The sequence below is a fragment of the Variovorax sp. EBFNA2 genome (assembly GCF_033802765.1).
GTDB lineage: Bacteria > Pseudomonadota > Gammaproteobacteria > Burkholderiales > Burkholderiaceae_C > Variovorax > Variovorax paradoxus_H.
In genome coordinates this window covers 2,639,175-2,658,058 of sequence record NZ_CP138496.1, presented here as the reverse complement: position 1 = coordinate 2,658,058, position 18,884 = coordinate 2,639,175, and the positions used below count along the sequence as shown (strand labels likewise).

Genomic DNA, 18,884 nt, shown 5'->3' with positions numbered 1-18,884 from the left:
GACAAGAAAACCATGACCACTTCCAAACAGATTCGGCCCTTTCACACCGTGCTCGTCGCCAACCGCGGCGAGATCGCCATCCGCGTGTTGCGCACGGTGCGCCGCATGGGCTACGGCACGGTGGCCGTCTATTCCGAGGCCGACCACGCCAGCCCGCACGTGCGGGCCGCGGATCGGGCCGTGCTGATCGGGGGCTCCGCGCCGCGCGAGAGCTACCTGAACATTCCCGCGATCATCGAGGCCGCGCGCCGGGCCGGCGCCGACGCCGTGCATCCGGGCTACGGCTTCCTGGCCGAGAACGAGGACTTCGCCGACGCCGTCGACGCCGCGGGGCTGGTCTTCATCGGCCCGTCGGGCGAAGCCATTCGGTCGATGGGCAACAAGGCCCAGGCCAAGCGCCTGGTGATCGCGGCGGACATGCCCTGCATCCCGGGCTACCAGGGTCGGGACCAGGGCGATGCGGCCTTCATCAGCGCATCGAGCGACATCGGTTTCCCAGTGATGGTGAAGGCGGCATCGGGCGGCGGCGGGCGCGGCATGCGCCTGGTCGAGGCCGCCAGCGCGCTGCCGGCGGCATTGGCCTCGGCCCGCTCGGAAGCCCTGCAGGCCTTCGGCAGCGACGAGCTGATCCTGGAGCGTGCCGTGATCGCGCCACGCCACGTCGAAATCCAGGTGCTCGCCGACAGCCACGGCCACTGCATCCACCTGGGCGAGCGCGACTGCTCGGTACAGCGCCGGCACCAGAAGGTGATCGAGGAAGCGCCCTCGCCGGCCGTCGACGCCGACCTGCGCGCCCGCATGGGCGATGCCGCCGTCAAGGCCGCACAGGCAATCGGCTACATCGGCGCCGGCACGATGGAGTTCCTGCTCGACCGCGACGGGCGCTTCTACTTCATGGAAATGAACACGCGGCTGCAGGTCGAACATGCGGTGACCGAAGCCGTCACGGGCCTGGACCTCGTCGAATGGCAATTGCGCATCGCGGCCGGCGACCGGCTCACGCTGCAACAAGCCGACGTGCAGATGCGCGGTCACGCGATCGAGGTTCGTCTCACGGCCGAGGACGTGCCCGCCGGTTTCCTGCCGCAGACCGGCCCGGTGCTGCGCTGGCGCGCGCCCTCAGAAACCGTCTTCGATGTGCGCGTGGACCACGGCCTGGCCGAAGGCGGCGCCGTGTCGCCGCACTACGACTCGATGGTGGCCAAGCTCGTGGCCCACGGTGCCACGCGCGACGAGGCCCGGCGCAAGCTGCTTCGTGCCGTGGACCATTGCGTGCTGCTCGGCCTGGAAAGCAATCAGGGCTTCCTGGCCGACTGCCTGGCCGACCCGGTCTTTGCCGAAGGCGGCGCCGTGCACACCGGCTTCGTGCAGGAGCGTTTCAGCGAGCGCCTGAAGGAGCGCGCCACTCCCGGCGCCCGCACGCTGGCCTTCGCGGCCTTCGGTGCCGTGGCACAGGCGCTGGATGCACAGGCCGACGGGCGCGTCGTGCCGGCCGCACTGGGTGCCGGAACCGGCGGCCTCACGCTGGCGGCCGGTGCGATGCGCTGGCGCGCGCAGGTGACGGCACGCGAGGCCGGCTGGCAAGTGCTGTTGCAGCGGCTGGACGCCGAAGAGGCGCCCGCCCTGCTCGTACTGCACCAGCCGCAATGGACCGATGCATCGCGCAGCGCGTTCCGGGCCGAATGCGACGGGATGCAGGAGTCCTGCGTGATCGCGCTGGACGACGCGTCCGTGCAGCTCTGGCACGCCGGGCGCACCTGGCACCTCGACCGCGTCAGCGAGCGCAAGCAGGCTGAGACGGCAAGCGGCGGCGGCGCGGTGACAGCGCCGCTCACTGGTCGCGTCGTCGACGTGGCGGTGCGCGAAGGCGAGACCGTGCAGGCCGGGCAGCGCCTCGTGGTGCTCGAGGCCATGAAGATGGAACACACGCTCACTGCACCGATTGCCGGCCGCGTGACGGAGGTCTGCGTCGCGGCGGGCGGACAGACCAGCAAGGGCGCGTTGCTGCTGCGCATCGAGGCCCAGCCATGAGCCGCACGATCCGCATCGGCGGCGCCAGCGGCTTCTGGGGCGATTCGGCGATCGCGACGCCGCAACTGCTCGGCGTGCCCGGCCTGCAGTACCTGGTGTACGACTACCTGGCCGAGACCACCATGTCGATCCTCGCGCGTGCCCGCGCCAAGAACCCGGCACTGGGCTACGCCACCGATTTCGTTCATGCGGCCATGGCGCCGAACCTCGCAGCCATCTGCGCCAAGGGCGTGCGCATGGTGGCCAACGCAGGCGGACTGAACCCGCAGGCCTGCCGCGACGCGCTGGCCGCCGCGGCGCACGCGCAAGGATTGGCGCCGCGCATTGCCATCGTCACCGGCGACGACGTGCTGCCGCAGTTCGAGCATCTGCGCGCCCAGGGGCTGCGCGACCTGAACACGAACGAGCCCCCCCCCGACGAGCTCTACTCGGCCAACGCCTACGTGGGCGCGCGCGGCATCGCGCAGGCGCTGGCGCATGGCGCGGACATCGTGATCACCGGCCGCTGCGTCGACAGCGCCGTGGTGGTGGGCGTGCTGGCGCACGAGTTCGGCTGGCGCTGGAACGACTGGGACCGGCTCGCTGCCGGCACCCTGGCGGGACACGTGATCGAATGCGGCGCCCAGGCCACGGGCGGGCTGTTCACCGACTGGGCGCAGGTGCCGGGCTGGGCCGACATGGGCTATCCCGTGATCGACTGCGCAGCCGATGGCAGTTTCGAACTGACCAAGCCCGAAGGCACCGGGGGCCTGATTCATCCCGGCGCCGTGGCCGAGCAGATCCTCTACGAGGTGGGCGACCCTGCGAACTACCTGATGCCCGACGTCACCTGCGACTTCCGCGAAGTGAGCGTCGAGGTGCAGACGCCCGAACGGGTGCGCGTGCGCGGCGCCCGGGGCCGCGCACCGACCGCGACCTACAAGGCCAATGGCACCTGGCGCGACGGCTACCAGCTGCAGGTCCTGATGGCGATCCGCGGCATCGACGCCCCCGCGAAGGCACGCAAGACCGCCGACGCGCTGCTGCAGCGCACACGCACGCAGTTGGAGCAGCGCGGGCTGGGCGACTACACCGAGACCTGCGTCGAACTGCTCGGCGGCGAGGCGCTCTACGGTCCGCACGCACGCTCGCTGGCAACACGCGAGGTGGTGCTGCGCATCGCCGCACGCCACGCCGACCCCAAGGGCCTGAGCTTCCTGCAACGCGAATGCGCGTCGGCCGGCACCTCGATGGGGCCCGGCACGCGCTCATCCTTCTCGGGGCGTGCCGACGTCCAGCCCGTCATCAAGGTGTTCTCGTTTCTCGTGCCGAAGGCGGATGTCGCGCTGCAGATGTCGCTCGGCGACCTCATCGAAGCGGTACCCCTGCTGTCGGGTGAAGGCGTGAGCGAACCCGCCTCGCCGTCCGCGGTGGCAACGTCCGCGGACGAGCATCCCGTGGGCGAGACCGTCGCCGTGCCGCTGGTCGCCCTCGCCTGGGCGCGCAGCGGTGACAAGGGCGACGACGAAAACATCGGCGTGATCGCGCGCCGCCCCGAGTTCCTTGCCGTGCTGCGCGGCCAGCTCACGGCCGCCGCCGTGCGCCTGTACTTCGCGCATCTGGTCGCCGGCGAGGTCCATCGGTACGACGTGCCGGGTCTGCGCGCGCTGAACTTTGTGCTGCACCAGGCGCTGGGCGGTGGCGGCGTGGCCAGCCTGCGCTCCGACCCGCTGGGCAAGTCCTTCGCCCAGATGCTGCTGGACCACCCGATCGAGGTGCCGCGCCGCTGGATCGACGAGGGCCTGCTGCCCTCCCCCCTCATTTAAAAAAGCCGCTCACGGCCCCACCAGGAGACTCCATGACATCGAAATTTCGCCGCGGCATTCTGGCTGCCCCTCTCGCCGCCGTCGTCGCCTTTGCAGGGGGCGCCCTGCACGGCACCGCCCAGGCACAGGAACCGTTCCCGAGCAAGCCGATCCGCGTGGTCGTGCCCTACACGCCCGGCGGGGTGTCCGACTCCGTCACGCGGCTGGTCTTGCAAAAGCTCTCGGAGCGCCTGAAGACCCCGATCGTGGTGGACAACCAGCCCGGCGCCAACGGCCGCATCGGGTCCGCTGCCGTGGCACACGCCGCGCCTGACGGCTACACGCTGCTTGTGGTGGTGGCGGCGCACGTCATCAACCCCAGCCTGTACGCGAAGATGAGCTACTCGCCGCTCACCGACCTGAAAGGCGTGAGTCGTTTTGGCAACATCCCGCTGCTGCTGGTCTCCAGCGCGCAATTGCCACCGACCCAGCTGAAAGACTTCGTGGGCTGGGCCAAGGCCCACCCGAACCAGGTCACCTTTGCTTCCAGCGGTGCCGGCTCCGGCGCCCACCTGGTGGCCGAACAGTTCGCCCAGACCATCTCCGTACCCATGACCCATGTGCCCTACAAGGGCGTCGCGCCGGCCTTGTCCGATCTGTTCTCGGGCCAGGTGTCCCTCATCTTCGACTCGGTCCAGACCATGATGCCGCACGTCAAATCCGGCAGGCTGCGCGCGCTGGCCATGACCAGCGCCAAACGCTGGCCTGCCGCGCCCGACGTGCCGACCATGGCCGAGGCCGGCTACCCCCAGATGACGACCGGCAGCTGGATCGGACTGCTCGCGCCCGCCAAGACGCCGCAAGCCCTCGTGAGCAAGCTCTCGGCCGATGTGCAGGCAGTGCTCGAGATGCCCGAAGTGCGTGAAAAGCTCATCGAGTACGGTATCGAGCCCGTGGGCGGGTCGCCCGAGCAGTTCGATACGTTCATGCGCGCCGAATCCATCCGCTGGGCGGACGTGGTCAAGAAAGCCGGCATCCGGCTGGAGTAAACAACATGCGCGGCATCTTCGAAGGCATCAAGGTACTCGACCTGACCCGCGTGATCGCGGGGCCCCTGTGCACGCAGATCCTGGCCGACATGGGCGCCACGGTCTACAAGATCGAAAAGCCCGGCGAGGGCGACGACACCCGACGCATGGGTCCCTTCCTGCCCGACGCCGAACACGGCGGCGACAGCAACGACTCGGCGCTCTACCTGGCCTACAACCGGGGCAAGCACTCGGTCACCCTGGACATCGCCACGCCCGAAGGCGCGGCGATGGCGCAGGACCTGGCGGCGCGCTGCGACGTGGTGGTCGAGAACTACAAGGTCGGAACCCTGGCCCGGTACGGGCTGGACGAGGCCTCCATCCGCAAGCGCAAGCCGGACATCGTCTACTGCTCCGTGACCGGCTTCGGACAAAGCGGCCCCTATGCCGCAAGGCCCGCCTACGACTTCATCCTGCAAGGCCTGGCCGGCGTGATGAGCACCTGCGGCCAGCCCGAGGGCTCGCCCGGCGCCGGCCCGATGCGCACGGCCATTCCGATCACCGACGTCGTGACGGGGCTCTATGCCGCAATCGGCGTGGTCAGCGCGCTCTACCACCGGCGGGAAACCGGTGAAGGCCAGCACGTGGATGCGGCCATGCTCGATGCGTCTGTCGCGCTGAGCGGGCACCTTGCGCTCGGATATCTCATGACCGGCGCCGTGCCGGCGCGCGTGGGCAACACCAATCCGATCGCCTCGCCGTCGGAAGTGCTGGCCTGCGCCGACGGTCACCTGATCGTGGCCGTGGGCAACAACGGCCAATTCCAGAGCCTGTGTCGTGTGCTGGGACAACCGCATTGGGCGAACGACGAACGCTTTCGGACCAACGCGCTGCGCGTGGCCCATCGCACCGAACTGCGCGATGTGCTGGCCCCCTTGCTGGCGACGCGGTCCCGCGCCGAATTGCTGATGTCGTTCGAGCAGGCCGGCATTCCTGGCGGTCCTATCAACGACATGGCTGGCGTGTTTGACGATCCGCAAACGCAGCATCGCGAACTGGCGCTCCAGCTGCCGCACAGTCGCGGCATCGATGTGCCGACGGTGCGCAGCCCCCTGCGCTTTTCCGGCACACCGGTACAGCATCGGGCGTCGCCCATGCTCGGCGAACACAGTGCGCAGGTGCTGGCCGCGGAACTCGGGGTGGACGAAGACCAGCTGCGCACGTTGCGGGAGAGGAATATCGTCTAGGTTACGCAGGTTGCGCAGGCGACGGAGGGTCGGCGGGAGATGTCGGGCACCCTGCCACCGACGCGTTTCATTGGCAGAATGGCCTTCATGTCCCAGGCCACCTCCCCCTTCCCCGCCCACGCCGCCACCGGCATCGATCTGCTGAACCGCCTGGCCGCCGAGCAGCTGCTCGCGCCGGCCTGCAACCACTTCTACTTTTTGCGCCACGGCCAGACCGGTCGCAATGCGCTGCGCGTCTTCCAGGCGCCCGACGAGCCCCTGAGCGCGCTCGGCGAGCAGCAGGCCGTGCAGGCGGCCGAGCTGCTGGCCGCTGAGCCGATCGGCACCATCGTGTGCAGCGACGCGCGCCGCGCCTTCGACACCGCCCACACCGTGGCACGCGCCCTGGGCCTCGTGCCCTCCGCGCACGAGAACCTGCGCGAGCGCAACTTCGGCGCGCTCATCGGCACCTCGTCGGCCAACATCGACTGGGCCTGCGAGCCCGAGGGCGGCGAGACGCTGGCGCAGTTCGTCGACCGCAAGCGCGAAGCGCTGGCCGCCGCGCTCGCCGCGCAGCCCGCGCCGGTGCTGGTGGTGGCGCACGGCGGCACGCTCTATGCGCTGGCTGCGCTGCTCGGAGTGGCGGTCGATGCGAGCATCTTCGGCAACGCCCAGCCGTTGCGTTTTTCCCGTGCCGGCCCCACATGGGCCGTGACGCCGCTGCAACTGCGGCCAGCCGACGGCAGCGGGGCAGCGCTGGCCTGAGCCAGTTCCCGGTCGCTCTGTGCGCCGTCCCGAAAGGAATCACCACCCACCATGGAATTCAAGGACTACTACAGCGCACTGGGCGTCGAACGCACCGCGTCCGACGACGAGGTGCGCAAGGCCTACCGCAAGCTCGCCCGCAAGTACCACCCCGACGTCAGCAAGGAGCCCGACGCCGAGCAGCGCATGCGCGACATCAACGAGGCCAAGGACGTGCTCGGCGACAAGGAGAAGCGCGCCGCCTACGACGCGCTGGCCGACCGCGTGGCACGCGGCGGCCGGCCCGACGGCAGCTTTCAGCCGCCGCCCGACTGGGACACCGGCTACGAGTTCCACCGCGGCCCGCGCCAGGGCCCGGCCGACCACGCCGACTTCAGCGAGTTCTTCTCGTCGATGTTCGGCGATGCCGAGCGGCGCGGGGCCGCGCGGCAGAACTACCGCGCACGCGGCGAAGACCACCACGCGGCCATCGAGATCACGCTCGAAGACGCGCTGAACGGCGCCGAGCGCGAGCTCACGCTGCGCGCCCAAACGCTTGACGCGCAGGGCCGACCGCAGTGGCAGAACCGCACGCTCGCCGTGAAGATCCCGCCCGGCGTGCACCCCGGCCAGTTCATCCGCCTCGCGGGGCAAGGCATGCCCGGCCACGGCGGCGAGCCGGCCGGCGACCTGTACCTCGAGGTGCGCATCGCGCCGCACAAGCTGTACCGCGTGGAAGAGCGCGACCTGTACATGACGCTGCCCATCACCCCGGCCGAAGCCGCGCTGGGCGCGCAGGTGGAGGTGCCGACGCCCACCGGCGGCGTGGTCGAGGTCACGGTGCCGCCCAACGCACGCGGCGGCATGAAGCTGCGGCTCAAGGGCCGCGGCTTCGCGGGCAAGACGCCCGGCGACCTGTACCTGCTGCTCGAGATCGCGCTGCCGCCCGCCGACAGCGAGGCCGCACGCAACGCTTACGCGCAACTCGCGCAGGCGACCTCCTCGTTCAACCCCCGCCAGCACCTGGGAGTCTGAGCATGGCGAACTTTTCTTCCGTCACCACCACGACGGCCATCGGCGTCTCGCACCCGCTGGCCGCGAACGAACTGGCGCACGCCTGCGGCGCCGACACCGCCTGGGTCGTGCAGCTGGTCGAAGTGGGTATCGTGCAGGTCACCACGACCGACGCACCGCCCGAGCGCTGGGAGTTTTCGAGCAACGACCTGCAATGCGCGCTCGAAGCGCGCCGGCTCGAACGCGACTTCGGCGTGAACCTCGACGCCGCTGCGCTGATCCTCGACCTGCAGCATGAGGTGCGGCGGCTCAAGGCGGTGTTGCGCGCGAACGGCGTGGGCTGAAACACGGGCCGATTTTTCGGCGCCGTTTTGTTCACAGCTGGGCGCTCTGGAGGCCAAGCCATCGCATCGGCCCGGTGATACTGAGGCTGACACTCTGCGATGCCGCAAGCCAGGTCCGCCGATCTGCCGGCCGGAGTCCTGAAAGGCCCTGCGCGATGAACGTCGTGAACCGCCCCACAAGGTCTTCAAAAGACACGACCCCAAAAAAATTCATTGGCTTGGCGCTGGCCTCACTGGTTGCATGGCCTGGTGCAGCCAACGCGGCCCTCTGCTCGTCGAGCACCGGGCAACCCGGCATCGTGCTGTTTCCAGTCACCGGGCCGGTGACGGTCGATCCGTCGGTGGCCGTGGGCACGACGCTGGTGCGACCGGTCACCGTGTTCAGCGCCACGCCGCCAGTGACCATCACCTGCCCCGCGCAGGGCACCTCGAGCGTCGGCATCCAGTGGACCGGGGCGGGTCCTTACCTGGGCAACAACATCTACGCCACGAACATCCCCGGCATCGGCGTGCGACTGTTCTGGGACAGAGGTGCCACGGTGCCTTTTGCCACGACGGGCCCGGCCTCCTTCAAGACGGCCACGTCGTGGGGAGGCAGCGTCGCCATGGCGGTGGTCAAGACCGGCCCCATCACACGCGGCGGCTCGCTCACGGGCGAGGTGGCCACATTGACCTACCCGACCCTGGAAGGCTTCCAGATCGGTTCGGTGCGCATCAACGGCAGCATCGTGATCAACCCCGGCCGGCCCACCTGTGCCGTGACGACGCCCTCGGTGGCCGTGCGGCTGGGCAACGTCTCGAAGGACAAGTTCAAGGGCGTGGGATCGACCTCACAGGGCGAGCCCTTCAACATCGGGTTGAACTGCGCGGGCGGTATCACGGGGATCACCACCGCCATCTCCGTCACGCTGACCGATCCGACGAATCCTGACAACCGTTCCAACACGCTGTCGCTGAGCCCTGCCTCGACCGCATCGGGGGTCGGCATCCAGATCCTGAAAGGCGCAACGGTGCTGTCGTACGGCCCGGACTCGAGCGCACCGGGCACGCAGAACCAGTGGAGCGCCGGCTCGAGCGGCAACGGGCTGTTCGATGTGCCGCTGATCGGCCGCTATGTGCAGACCTCACCGACGATCAAGCCCGGGAGCGCCAGCGGACGCGCCACGTTCACGCTGAGCTACCAGTAGCCGCGCAGCGCTACTGCATCTGCTGCAGGTTCCCGATGCGCACCAGCATCTCGGTGAACATCTGCATGTCGGCGTCGAGGTCGGGCACTTCCTTGTATTCCTTGGCGTTGTGCGCGGTGTACTTCTTGCCGGGCATCGCGGGGCCGAAGTTGATGGCATTGGGCATCAGCTTGGCCGTGGTGCTGCCGGCGGTGGGCACGGGCTTGGCCTCGAGGCCGGTGGTGTCGCCGAAGATGTTGAGCAGGGTCGAGAGCCACGCGCCCTTCGGGTCGCGCGCCATCCAGTTGCCCTGGTCGTAGGCCAACTCGAGCTTCACCTGGCTGGCCGTGGCCCAGCCGTTGACCTTGGCCGCCACCTGCGCCTTCAGTTCGTCGGGCGTGCGGCCGCGCGGCATGCGCACGTTGGCCGTCACCTCGAGGCGGCCGTCGGCGCCCATGCGCACCAGCGTGGGCGACATCGTGAGCGGGCCCATGAAGTCGTCCTGGTAGCCCAGCCCCATCTTCTCGCCGAGGTAGCCGGTGCCGTAGAGCGCGTCGATGTACTGCACGGCCCGCAGGTAGGCGTTGGCGGCCAGCGGCACGCCGGACTCCTTCAGGAACAACGCCAGGCGCGGCACGGGGTTCACGCCTTCTTCGGGACGCGAACCGTGGGCCGACGTGCCCGTGACCTTCAGCTCGACGGCTTCGGCGCCACGCACGATGTCGATCGCGAACTTGCCGCCCTGGCCTTCGTACTTGCGCACGAACGCGGCCTTGGCGGCTTCGAGCTTCGCGGCCACGGCCGCGAGGTCGCCGCCCTTGAGTGTGGCGGTCGCGGTCTGCGGGATCGCATTGGCCGAGGCGGCACCGCTCATCGCAGTGATGGCGGTTGCGGCAGGGTCGGTCGCTTCCGCAGGGAAGAACACCTTGAGCGCGCCCGAGCCCTTCTCGGCCACGACCGCGGGGTACTTGCTGTCGAGCACGATGTTGTAGGCCGGCAGCGGCGTCTTGTTGCGGTAGTACTGCATCGCGTCGCCGCCGGTTTCCTCGGTGGTCTCGATCATCAGGCGCACGCCGCGTTCCACCGGCAGGCCGCTGTCCTTCACGGCCTTCATGGCGTAGAGCACGGCGGCGATGGAGCCCTTGTCGTCGATGGTGCCGCGCCCGTAGAGGAAGTCGCCCACGCGCGTCATCGCGAAGGGATCAAGGCGCGTGCCGTCGTCGAGCACCCATTCGGAGAGCAAGGCCGGCACCACGTCGGCGTGCGTGAGGATGCCGAACTCTTCGCTGCTGCGGCCCTTGAGGCTCACTTCGAAGATGCGGCCGTCGACGTTGCGATAGCCGAGCCCGAAATCTTTCGCCATCTTTTCGACCAGCTGGCCGAACGCGACCATCGGCGGGCTCTCGTGCGGCGGCACCTGCACGTTGCGAACCGTGGGCAGCGCCACCATCGTTCCGATGCTGGCGATCACGGCCTGCTGGTTCTGCAGCCGGTTGTACAGGCCGAGCAGGCGCGCGATGTTGACGAGGTCGTCGCCCGCCAGCGCCTTGCCGCCGGTGTAGGCCGCGACGCTGGGCTGCAGCGCGGGCTGGGCCTCCACCGCCTGCGCCAGGAAGGCCTTGAAATCGGGCGCCGTGCGACCGCCCTTCCAGGCGGCGGCGAGCTGGTCGAGCGCGGGCTTTTTCAGCGTCTCGGCACCGGCCGGAACACCGACGGCGAACGCCGTGAGGGCCAGCGAAAGCGCCGACAATGAAAAACGAAATTGCTGCATCAGGGTCACTCCCTCATTCCGAAAAAAATTCCCGACGATAGCCGAGCCATGCCTCACGACGACAGCCTTTCCTCACTCCAGCGATGCGCCTGGGCCCGCACCGATCCGCTGCTGGCCAGCTACCACGACGCCGAATGGGGCGTGCCCGAACGCGACAGCCGCGCGCTGTGGGAGAAGCTGATGCTCGACGGCTTTCAGGCCGGCCTGTCGTGGCTCACCATCCTGCGCAAGCGCGACGCCTTCCGCGCGGCCTTCGAGGGCTTTGTGCCCGAGACGGTGGCGCGCTTCACGCCGGCCGATGTCGAACGCCTGATGCAAGACGCGGGCATCGTGCGCTCGCGCGCGAAGATCGAAGCGGCCATCGGCAATGCCAAGGCCTACCTGGCCATGCAGGCGGCGGGCGAAGATTTTTCCGAGTTCGTCTGGGGCCTCGCGGGCGGCCAGCCGGTCGTCAACACCACGGGCACCGTGCCCACGCAGACGCCGCTGTCCGAAGCGATGTCGAAGGCGCTGAAGCAGCGCGGCTTCAAGTTCGTCGGGCCGGTGATCGTCTATGCCTGGATGCAGGCCACGGGCATCGTCGACGACCACGCGCCCGACTGCCACTGCCACCGCAGCAACCATCGCGCCTGAGCACCTGACGACCGCACAGACGTGAAAAAACCGGACGGTGCTGTCGCACGGTCCGGTCTTTTCGGGTGGTGGTCTTGCTAACCGAGGCGGCTTGCGCCGCCATCGATCACAGGCCGGCTTGACGCGTGAAGCTGCGGGCTTGCGAGGGGATCACGCTGCCAGCGAAGGATTCGCGGCGCAGGTTCTGGCCCGGGGCGTGGGCTGCTGCCACGGCTTCGTTGCGGACGGTGGCGCGGTCCACCGACGAGGCCAGCACGGGGGCCACGCTGGCCGACACGGCGTCGCTGTATTCGTTGCCGGCACGGGCGGCAGCCACGGCTTGCGGTGCCACGTCGGCACGGCTGTAGCCGGAGGTCACGGCGTGAACGCCTTCGTAGGTCTCTGCGTGGGCGGCGCCAGCGGCGGCGAGCAGGGAGAGAGCGGCGGCGGCGAGGATGTTCGAGGTCTTCATTTCAATTCCTTCTTGTGTTCAGGCTTTGGATGTCCTGAAGTTTGCCGCAAATTCCTAGGGTAAACCCCAGTCATTCTGAATCGCAGTGTTCATGGAATTGAAACAATCACGGGGAACTTTCCGACATGCGGGGCCCACGTGAAACTTTTTCGTACAAACGCGCCGCTAGTTTGCAAACTTTTGCGCTCTTTCGTCAAGCCTCAGGGCCGGCTCCAGCTGCGCACCAGCGTGCGGATCGCGACCGAGCCGCTGCCCTTGACCTCGGCGCGGTAGCTGCCGAGCAGCGCCTCGCGCTCGGCGGCAGCCTGCGGTTCGTTGCGCCAGGCGAGCAAGGCGGCCACGTCGGCATCGGGCAGCGCCAGCAGCAGCGCTTGCGTGATCAGCTTTTCGAACTCGCGCGCCACGGTCATCAGGTTGCGCGGACGCGGCGAGGTCACGCCGCGCGACCACAGCGAATCGAGCGCCGTGTCGAGCGTGCGGTCGGGCAGCGAACTGAATTGCGCGGCGTTGCCACGTGCCAGCTGCTTGACCACCGCGCTCATGAGCAGCTGACTCGAAAAATCGATCTCGCGCGCCTCGGCCACCGTCATGCGCGACAGCAGTTCGACGCGCGCCGGATCGGCCGGCCGCGCGTGCTGCTGATGGAAGAAGGTCACCTTGCCGGGCTCGTCCATCGCGGCGTAGTCGGCGCGCAGCTTGGCGAAGCGCGCCACGGCCTCCAGCACCGGAGGCGTCGGCGCAGCAGCGCCCTGCCCGGCCGCCGCCACGTCCTGACGGATCGCGGCCACCGAAGCGTTCACGTCGAAGGCGCGACCTGCTGCCACGTCGAGCGACTGCAGGGCCTTGTCGGCGATGGCGAGGTCGGGCGGCTCGAGCAGCTCGCGCGCACCGCGCGACACGGCACCGGGGCCGTAGGCGTTCTGGTAGCGCGCCTGCACGCCCTCGAACTGGAGCAAGGTTTGCGCACGGTCCTGGGCCCACCCCGTCAAGGGGGCAAGGAGCAACGACAGCAACAAGAGGCAACGGGGCGACGACAGGCGGGAAAGCAAGGACATGCCGCATTATTGGCACGCCGCGATCCCGTGCCTTTCACACCTGCGCCAGCTCCTCGCGCAGCAGCTTCGCCGCCGCCACCATGTTCGACAGCGCCGCCTCGGTCTCGGGCCAGCCGCGGGTCTTGAGGCCGCAGTCCGGGTTGATCCAGAGGTTCTCGCCCGGCACCACCTGCGCGGCCTTGCGCATGAGGCGCACCATCTCGTCGACCGAGGGCACACGCGGCGAGTGGATGTCGTACACGCCGGGGCCGATCTCGTTCGGGTAGCGGAAGCCGCCCGCGTTGTTCTCGCCGCCGAAGCCGCGCAGCAGCTCCATGTCCGAGCGGCTGGTCTCGATGGTGATCACGTCGGCGTCCATGGCCGCGATCTCCGGCAGGATGTCGTTGAACTCCGAGTAGCACATGTGCGTGTGGATCTGCGTCTGGTCGCGCACGCCCGAGGCGCTGATGCGAAAGGCGCGCGTGGCCGCCTTCAGGTACGCCGGCCAGCCCGCGCGGCGCAGCGGCAGGCCTTCGCGGATGGCGGGCTCGTCGATCTGGATGATGCCGATGCCCGCGCCCTCGAGGTCGTTCACCTCGTCGCGGATCGCCCACGCGATCTGCTCGCAGGTCGTGGCGCGCGGCTGGTCGTCGCGCACGAAAGACCACTGCAGGATGGTCACGGGGCCGGTCAGCATGCCCTTCATCGGCAGCGTCGTGAGGCTCTGCGCATACGCCGTCCATTCGACCGTCATCGGCGCTGGGCGCGCCACGTCGCCGAAGATCACCGGCGGCTTCACGCAGCGCGAGCCGTACGACTGCACCCAGCCGTTGGCCGTGAAGGCGAAGCCGTCGAGCTGCTCGCCGAAGTACTCGACCATGTCGTTGCGCTCGGCCTCGCCATGCACCAGCACGTCGATGCCGAGTTCTTCCTGCTTGCGCACGGCGAGTGCGATCTCGGCGCGCATCTTCTCGCGGTAGCCGGCGGCGTCGAGCTCGCCGCGCTTGAAGGCGGCGCGGGCCGCGCGGATGTCGGCGGTCTGCGGGAACGAGCCGATGGTGGTGGTCGGCAGCGCGGGCAGTGCGAAGCGCGTGCGCTGCACCTGCTGGCGCTGCGGAAAAGCGGACACGCGGCGGTCGTCGCCGGTCACGCTGCGCGCCAGGCGCAGCGCGACCTCGGCACGGTGCACGCGCGGGCTGGCGCGGCGCGCGGCCACCGCAGTGCGCGCGGCCGTAAGTTCAGCGGCCACCGAGGCTTCGTCGCCATCGACGGCGGCGCGCAGCACGCGCAGCTCATCGAGCTTCTCGATGGCAAAGGCAAGCCACGAGGTGAGTTCGGTGTCGAGCTTCGTCTCGGCCGCGAGGCTGAACGGCACATGCAGCAACGAACACGACGGCGCGATCCACAGCTCGCCCTGGTGCTTCTCGGCCACGGGCCTGAGCTTGCCCAACGCCACATCGACATCGGTGCGCCAGATGTTGCGGCCGTCGACCACGCCGACCGACAACACCTTGTGCGCCGGCAGCCAGTCGGCCACGCCGGTCAGCTCCTGCGGCGCGCGCACGGCATCGACGTGCAGGCCGGCCACCGGCAGCTGGCAGGCCAGGCGCAGGTTCTCGGACAGCGGCGAGAAGTACGTGGCCAGCATCAGCTTGGGCGCGCTGCGGGCCAGTTGCCAGTAGGCGCGCTCGAAGGCGTTGCGCCAGGCCTCGGGCAGGTCGAGGCCGAGGATGGGCTCGTCGATCTGCACCCATTCCACGCCCTGCTGCTTCAGGCGGTTCAGCACCTGCTCGTACACAGGCAGCAGCGCATCGAGCAGCGAGAAGCGGTCGAAGCCGGCGGTCTTCTCCTTGCCCAGGTACAGAAAGCTCAGCGGCCCGAGCAGCACGGCCTTGACCGCGTGGCCGGCCTGCTGCGCCTGCGCCACCTCGTCGAACAGGCGCGTCGATGCGAGCTTGAACTGCGTGTCGGCCTTGAACTCGGGCACGAGGTAGTGGTAGTTGGTGTCGAACCACTTGGTCATCTCGAGCGCGAAGGTGCCTTCGGCACCGTGGGTGCAGCTGTCGTCGTGCACGTGGCCCGCTTCGTCTTCCACGCCGCGCGCCATCTTGAAGTAGCGCGACAGCTCGGGCTCGTCGCCGCTGAAGTCGAAGCGCGCCGGCTCGCAGCCGAGCAACTGGATGTGGTTGGCCACGTGGTCGTAGAAAGCGAAGTCGCCCACGGTCACGAAGTCGAGCCCCGCATCGCGCTGCGCCTGCCAGTGGCGCGCGCGCAAGGTGTCGCCGACGGCTTCGAGCGCCGCATGGTCGGTCTCGCCGCGCCAGTGCTTCTCGAGGGCGAACTTGAGTTCCCGGTGAGCGCCCATGCGCGGAAAGCCGAGGATGTGGGTACGGGTGGTCATGCAGGTGGTCCGGTCGCTGATCTTGGAAACCGGTGATGGTCGGCGTTTGGCGCATATGATTCAAACGAAACCTTTTGCCCATTCGCTTGAATCATTTTCATGATGCAGTCCATCCTCGAAATCCGCCACCTGCGCACGCTGGCCGCGCTGCGCGACACCGGCAGCCTGGTGCGCGCGGCGCAGCTGCTCAACCTCACGCAGTCGGCGCTGTCGCACCAGATCAAGCTGCTCGAAGACCGCTACGGCGCCCAGCTGTTCGAGCGCAAGTCGGTGCCGCCGCAGTTCAGCACCACGGGGCTGCGGTTGCTGCAGCTGGCCGACACCGCGCTGCCGCTCATCGAAGAGGCCGAGCGCGACGTGGCGCGGCTGGCGCTGGGCCGCAGCGGGCAGCTGCGCATCGTGGTCGAGTGCCACACCTGCTTCGACTGGCTGATGCCCGCGATGGACGCCTTTCGCCAGCGCTGGCCCGAGATCGAACTCGACATCGTCTCGGGCTTTCACCCCGACCCGATCGCGCTCGTGATGCAGAACCGCGCCGAGGTGGCGATCGTCTCCGAGGAAGACCCCGATGAAACGGTCGACTACCACGCGCTGTTCCGCTTCGAAATCGTCGCGCTGCTGGCCAACGACCATGCGCTGACGGCCAAGGCGCACCTCACGGCCCGCCACTTTGCTGACCAGACGCTCATCACCTACCCCGTGCCCGACGAGATGCTCGACATCGTGCGCCAGGTGCTGGCGCCCGCCGGCGTCGAGCCCGCGCACCGGCGCACGACCGAGCTCACGGTGGCGATGCTGCAGCTGGTGGCGAGCGGGCGCGGCGTGGCGACCTTGCCGCTGTGGGCGGTGCAGAACTACCTCGACCGCGGCTACGTCACGGCACGCCGCGTGGGCGCCAAGGGCCTGACGGGGCGGCTCTACATGGCCTGCGCGCAAGCAACGTCGGCGCGGCCCTGGCTCGACGACTTCGTGCGCGTCACGCGCGAGACATGCTTCAAGAGCCTGCCGGGGATCGAATTGCTGTGAACCCGGGCGGAGGATCACGTCCGAATCCGGCCAGTGCAGGCTGGTGCACGGCCTGAAGATCGACCACCACCACGGACCGCCCCATGACCTCTCCGAAGACACTCGACGCCCCTGCCATTCCGCGCCCCCGCTTCTTCCACGGCTGGCTCGTGGTCGCCGGCGCCTTCGCCGTGATGTTCGTGGGCTTCGGCTGCGCCTACACCTTCAGCGCGTTCCTCGATGCGCTGCAGCGCGACTTCGGCGCCTCGCGCGGCGAGGTGTCGCTGGTGTTCTCCCTCGCGGGCTTTCTCTACTTCGGGCTCGGCGTTTTCAGCGGCCCGCTCGCCGACCGCTGGGGCGCGCGGCGGTTGGCGGTCGCGGGCATGGTGCTGGTCGGCCTCGGGCTGGCGCTCGCGAGCCAGGCACGCAGCCTGACGCAGATCTTCTGGGCGTACGGGCTCGGCGTCGGTCTCGGCGTGGGCGCCTCGTATGTGCCGGTGCTGGGCGCGGTGCAGCGCTGGTTCGTGCGCCAGCGCGGCTTCGCCTCGGGGCTCGCTGTGAGCGGCATTGGCGTGGGCACGCTGGCAATGCCGCCGCTGGCCTCGTGGCTCATCGACACGCTGGGCTGGCGCGATGCCTACCTGGCGCTCGGCGTGCTCGCGGCCGTGGTCGGCGTGGGCCTGGCGCTGCTGGTCGAGAACGACCCGCGCGCACGCGGCCTCGGCCCTGATGGCGATCCGCCGAAGGCGCAGGCCTCCACCGCGTTGCCACCCGGCGCTTCGGTGCGCGAGGCCATCGGCTCGGGCCGTTTCGCCGGGCTGTACGCGGCCTGCCTCATCAGTTCGTTCGGCTTGTTCGTGCCCTTCGTGCACCTGGTGCCCTACGCGCTCGACCATGGCGTGGCCGCGTCGTCGGCGGTGCTGCTGCTCGGTGCGATCGGCGTCGGCAGCACGGCGGGCCGCTTCTTCCTCGGCGGGCTGGCCGACCGCATGGGCCGGCACTACGCGCTGCCGCTGATGTCGGCGGGCATGGCGCTGTCGCTGGTGGTGTGGGCCGTGTCGGGCGGGTTCTGGGGGTTGGCCCTGTTCGCCTTCGCCTACGGCGTGTTCTACGGCGGCTTCGTGGCGCTGCTGCCCGCGCTGGTGATGGACTGGTTCGGCGGGCGCCACATCGGCGCGATCATCGGCATCCTGTACACCAGCGTGGCGATCGGCACGCTGATCGGGCCGAGCGCCGCGGGCTTCGCCTTCGACCTCACGCGCAGCTACCTGCTGCCGATCCTCGTGGCGATCGGCGCGAACCTCGTGGCGGCCGGCCTGCTGCTCGCGATGGCGCGGCGCGGCCGGCGCGCCCCTCAGCCGGCCTTCTGAACCAGCTTCAGCACGCTCGAGAAATCGAGCGCGCCGTGGCCCGCGAGGCTGTGCGCCGCATACAGGCTGCGTGCCAGGCCGCCCAGGGGCGTGGAAGCACGCACCGCGCTCGCATTTTCCTGGGCCAGTCCCAGGTCCTTGAGCATCAGGTCGGTGCCGAAACCGCCCGCGTAGTTCTTCGAGGCGGGCGACGTCTCCATCACGCCCGGCATCGGGTTGTACTTCTCGAGCGCCCAGTTGCCGCCCGAGCTGCGGCGCATGATTTCCGACAGCACCTTCGGATCGAGCCCGTTGGCCACGCCCAGCGCGAGCGCTTCCGAGGTGCCGATCATCAAGATGCCGAGCAGCATGTTGTTGCAGATCTTGGCGGTCTGGCCCGCACCGGCCGCGCCGGCGTGGAAGATGTTCGCGCCCATCTTCTCGAGCACCGGGCGCGCGCGTTCCAGGTCTGCCGTTTCGCCGCCGACCATGAAGGTCAGCGTGCCGGCAATCGCGCCGCCGGTGCCGCCCGACACGGGTGCATCGATCATCGCGACGCCCTTGGCGGCGGCGGCCTCGGCCACCTTGCGCGACGTGGCGGCGGCGATGGTGCTGCTGTCGATCACGAGCGTGCCGGCCTGGATGCTGTCGAGCAGGCCGGGCTTGCCGGCACCGCCGAGGAACAGGCCCTCGACGTGCGCGCTGGCGGGCAGCATGCTGATGACAACTTCGGCGCCGGCCACCGTTTCGACGGCCGAGGTCGCGATGGGCAGGCCTTCGGCGCCGAACTTCTTGCAGGCCTCGGCCGAGAGGTCGAAGGCGCTGAGCGTGTGGCCGGCCTTGTGCAGGTTCAGGGCCATCGGGCCGCCCATGTTGCCCAGGCCGATGAATGCGATCTTCATG

At 69.2% G+C, this 18,884-nt stretch carries 16 protein-coding genes; 11 read left to right on the top strand and 5 right to left on the bottom strand.

All coding sequences use genetic code 11. The features are described 5' to 3' along the window. Nucleotides 1–12 precede the first annotated feature (12 nt). The 8 genes from RZE79_RS12380 to RZE79_RS12345 all read left to right on the top strand — a co-directional run bounded on the left by RZE79_RS12380 (nucleotide 13) and on the right by RZE79_RS12345 (nucleotide 9,358). Nucleotides 13–2,031 (top strand): biotin carboxylase N-terminal domain-containing protein, encoded by a 2,019-nt coding sequence (locus RZE79_RS12380; RefSeq protein ID WP_319360638.1) that lies wholly within the window; start codon nucleotides 13–15, stop codon nucleotides 2,029–2,031. Further along, complete coding sequence (locus RZE79_RS12375; protein WP_319360637.1) at nucleotides 2,028–3,836, top strand: acyclic terpene utilization AtuA family protein; 1,809 nt, start codon at nucleotides 2,028–2,030, stop codon at nucleotides 3,834–3,836. Before RZE79_RS12380 ends, RZE79_RS12375 begins: the two co-directional genes overlap by 4 nt. A 32-nt stretch (nucleotides 3,837–3,868) precedes the next feature. Continuing rightward, the gene (locus tag RZE79_RS12370) at nucleotides 3,869–4,864 is read left to right on the top strand and encodes a tripartite tricarboxylate transporter substrate binding protein (protein WP_319360636.1); all 996 of its coding nucleotides are present in this window, start codon (nucleotides 3,869–3,871) and stop codon (nucleotides 4,862–4,864) included. 5 nt (nucleotides 4,865–4,869) lie between these two features. Next, nucleotides 4,870–6,090 (top strand): CaiB/BaiF CoA-transferase family protein, encoded by a 1,221-nt coding sequence (locus tag RZE79_RS12365; protein WP_319360635.1) that lies wholly within the window; start codon nucleotides 4,870–4,872, stop codon nucleotides 6,088–6,090. An 87-nt stretch (nucleotides 6,091–6,177) separates the two neighbouring features. Then, a complete protein-coding gene (locus RZE79_RS12360; RefSeq protein ID WP_319360634.1) occupies nucleotides 6,178–6,834 on the top strand; it encodes a histidine phosphatase family protein in 657 nt (218 codons plus the stop codon). Nucleotides 6,835–6,885: 51 nt separating this feature from the next. Beyond that, nucleotides 6,886–7,848 carry a DnaJ C-terminal domain-containing protein gene (locus RZE79_RS12355; protein ID WP_319360633.1) on the top strand — a complete coding sequence of 321 codons (963 nt, stop codon included), beginning with the start codon at nucleotides 6,886–6,888 and terminating at the stop codon, nucleotides 7,846–7,848. A 2-nt stretch (nucleotides 7,849–7,850) separates the two neighbouring features. Beyond that, nucleotides 7,851–8,171, top strand: coding sequence for a chaperone modulator CbpM (locus RZE79_RS12350; RefSeq protein ID WP_319360632.1), 321 nt, complete (start codon nucleotides 7,851–7,853; stop codon nucleotides 8,169–8,171). Between the two features lie 218 nt (nucleotides 8,172–8,389). Beyond that, complete coding sequence (locus tag RZE79_RS12345) at nucleotides 8,390–9,358, top strand: fimbrial protein (RefSeq protein WP_319360631.1); 969 nt, start codon at nucleotides 8,390–8,392, stop codon at nucleotides 9,356–9,358. A gap of 10 nt (nucleotides 9,359–9,368) precedes the next feature. Here RZE79_RS12345 and RZE79_RS12340 read toward each other — a convergent pair whose 3' ends face one another. Further along, a complete protein-coding gene (locus RZE79_RS12340) occupies nucleotides 9,369–11,108 on the bottom strand; it encodes a dipeptidase (RefSeq protein ID WP_319360630.1) in 1,740 nt (579 codons plus the stop codon). Nucleotides 11,109–11,156: 48 nt separating this feature from the next. On the opposite strand from RZE79_RS12340, the gene RZE79_RS12335 reads away from it, so the two are divergent. After that, a complete protein-coding gene (locus tag RZE79_RS12335) occupies nucleotides 11,157–11,741 on the top strand; it encodes a DNA-3-methyladenine glycosylase I (protein WP_319360629.1) in 585 nt (194 codons plus the stop codon). A gap of 106 nt (nucleotides 11,742–11,847) precedes the next feature. Here the strand turns inward: RZE79_RS12335 and RZE79_RS12330 are convergent, their stop codons facing one another. From RZE79_RS12330 to metE, 3 genes are all read right to left on the bottom strand, one after another. Continuing rightward, on the bottom strand, nucleotides 11,848–12,192 hold the full coding sequence (locus RZE79_RS12330; RefSeq protein ID WP_056573774.1) for a hypothetical protein: 345 nt from the start codon (nucleotides 12,190–12,192) through the stop codon (nucleotides 11,848–11,850). Nucleotides 12,193–12,392: 200 nt separating this feature from the next. Further along, on the bottom strand, nucleotides 12,393–13,148 hold the full coding sequence (locus RZE79_RS12325) for a hypothetical protein (protein ID WP_319360628.1): 756 nt from the start codon (nucleotides 13,146–13,148) through the stop codon (nucleotides 12,393–12,395). A gap of 133 nt (nucleotides 13,149–13,281) precedes the next feature. Then, nucleotides 13,282–15,627 (bottom strand): 5-methyltetrahydropteroyltriglutamate--homocysteine S-methyltransferase, encoded by a 2,346-nt coding sequence (metE, locus tag RZE79_RS12320; RefSeq protein ID WP_319360627.1) that lies wholly within the window; start codon nucleotides 15,625–15,627, stop codon nucleotides 13,282–13,284. A 99-nt stretch (nucleotides 15,628–15,726) separates the two neighbouring features. Between metE and RZE79_RS12315 the strand changes: the two genes are divergently transcribed. Together RZE79_RS12315 and RZE79_RS12310 are read left to right on the top strand one after the other, a co-directional pair. Further along, complete coding sequence (locus RZE79_RS12315; RefSeq protein ID WP_319360626.1) at nucleotides 15,727–16,653, top strand: LysR family transcriptional regulator; 927 nt, start codon at nucleotides 15,727–15,729, stop codon at nucleotides 16,651–16,653. Between the two features lie 83 nt (nucleotides 16,654–16,736). Then, nucleotides 16,737–18,002, top strand: coding sequence for an MFS transporter (locus RZE79_RS12310; protein ID WP_319360625.1), 1,266 nt, complete (start codon nucleotides 16,737–16,739; stop codon nucleotides 18,000–18,002). Here the strand turns inward: RZE79_RS12310 and mmsB are convergent. Continuing rightward, nucleotides 17,987–18,883, bottom strand: coding sequence for a 3-hydroxyisobutyrate dehydrogenase (mmsB, locus tag RZE79_RS12305; RefSeq protein WP_319360624.1), 897 nt, complete (start codon nucleotides 18,881–18,883; stop codon nucleotides 17,987–17,989). The genes RZE79_RS12310 and mmsB overlap by 16 nt on opposite strands. Nucleotide 18,884 lies beyond the last annotated feature (1 nt).

Coding starts and splice junctions, on each gene's coding strand:
- RZE79_RS12380 (WP_319360638.1), top strand. CDS start 13: ATGACCACTTCCAAACAGATTCGGCCCTTTCACACCGTGCTCGTCGCC.
- RZE79_RS12375 (WP_319360637.1), top strand. CDS start 2,028: ATGAGCCGCACGATCCGCATCGGCGGCGCCAGCGGCTTCTGGGGCGAT.
- RZE79_RS12370 (WP_319360636.1), top strand. CDS start 3,869: ATGACATCGAAATTTCGCCGCGGCATTCTGGCTGCCCCTCTCGCCGCC.
- RZE79_RS12365 (WP_319360635.1), top strand. CDS start 4,870: ATGCGCGGCATCTTCGAAGGCATCAAGGTACTCGACCTGACCCGCGTG.
- RZE79_RS12360 (WP_319360634.1), top strand. CDS start 6,178: ATGTCCCAGGCCACCTCCCCCTTCCCCGCCCACGCCGCCACCGGCATC.
- RZE79_RS12355 (WP_319360633.1), top strand. CDS start 6,886: ATGGAATTCAAGGACTACTACAGCGCACTGGGCGTCGAACGCACCGCG.
- RZE79_RS12350 (WP_319360632.1), top strand. CDS start 7,851: ATGGCGAACTTTTCTTCCGTCACCACCACGACGGCCATCGGCGTCTCG.
- RZE79_RS12340 (WP_319360630.1), bottom strand. CDS start 11,108: ATGCAGCAATTTCGTTTTTCATTGTCGGCGCTTTCGCTGGCCCTCACG.
- RZE79_RS12335 (WP_319360629.1), top strand. CDS start 11,157: ATGCCTCACGACGACAGCCTTTCCTCACTCCAGCGATGCGCCTGGGCC.
- RZE79_RS12330 (WP_056573774.1), bottom strand. CDS start 12,192: ATGAAGACCTCGAACATCCTCGCCGCCGCCGCTCTCTCCCTGCTCGCC.
- metE (WP_319360627.1), bottom strand. CDS start 15,627: ATGACCACCCGTACCCACATCCTCGGCTTTCCGCGCATGGGCGCTCAC.
- RZE79_RS12315 (WP_319360626.1), top strand. CDS start 15,727: ATGATGCAGTCCATCCTCGAAATCCGCCACCTGCGCACGCTGGCCGCG.
- RZE79_RS12310 (WP_319360625.1), top strand. CDS start 16,737: ATGACCTCTCCGAAGACACTCGACGCCCCTGCCATTCCGCGCCCCCGC.
- mmsB (WP_319360624.1), bottom strand. CDS start 18,883: ATGAAGATCGCATTCATCGGCCTGGGCAACATGGGCGGCCCGATGGCC.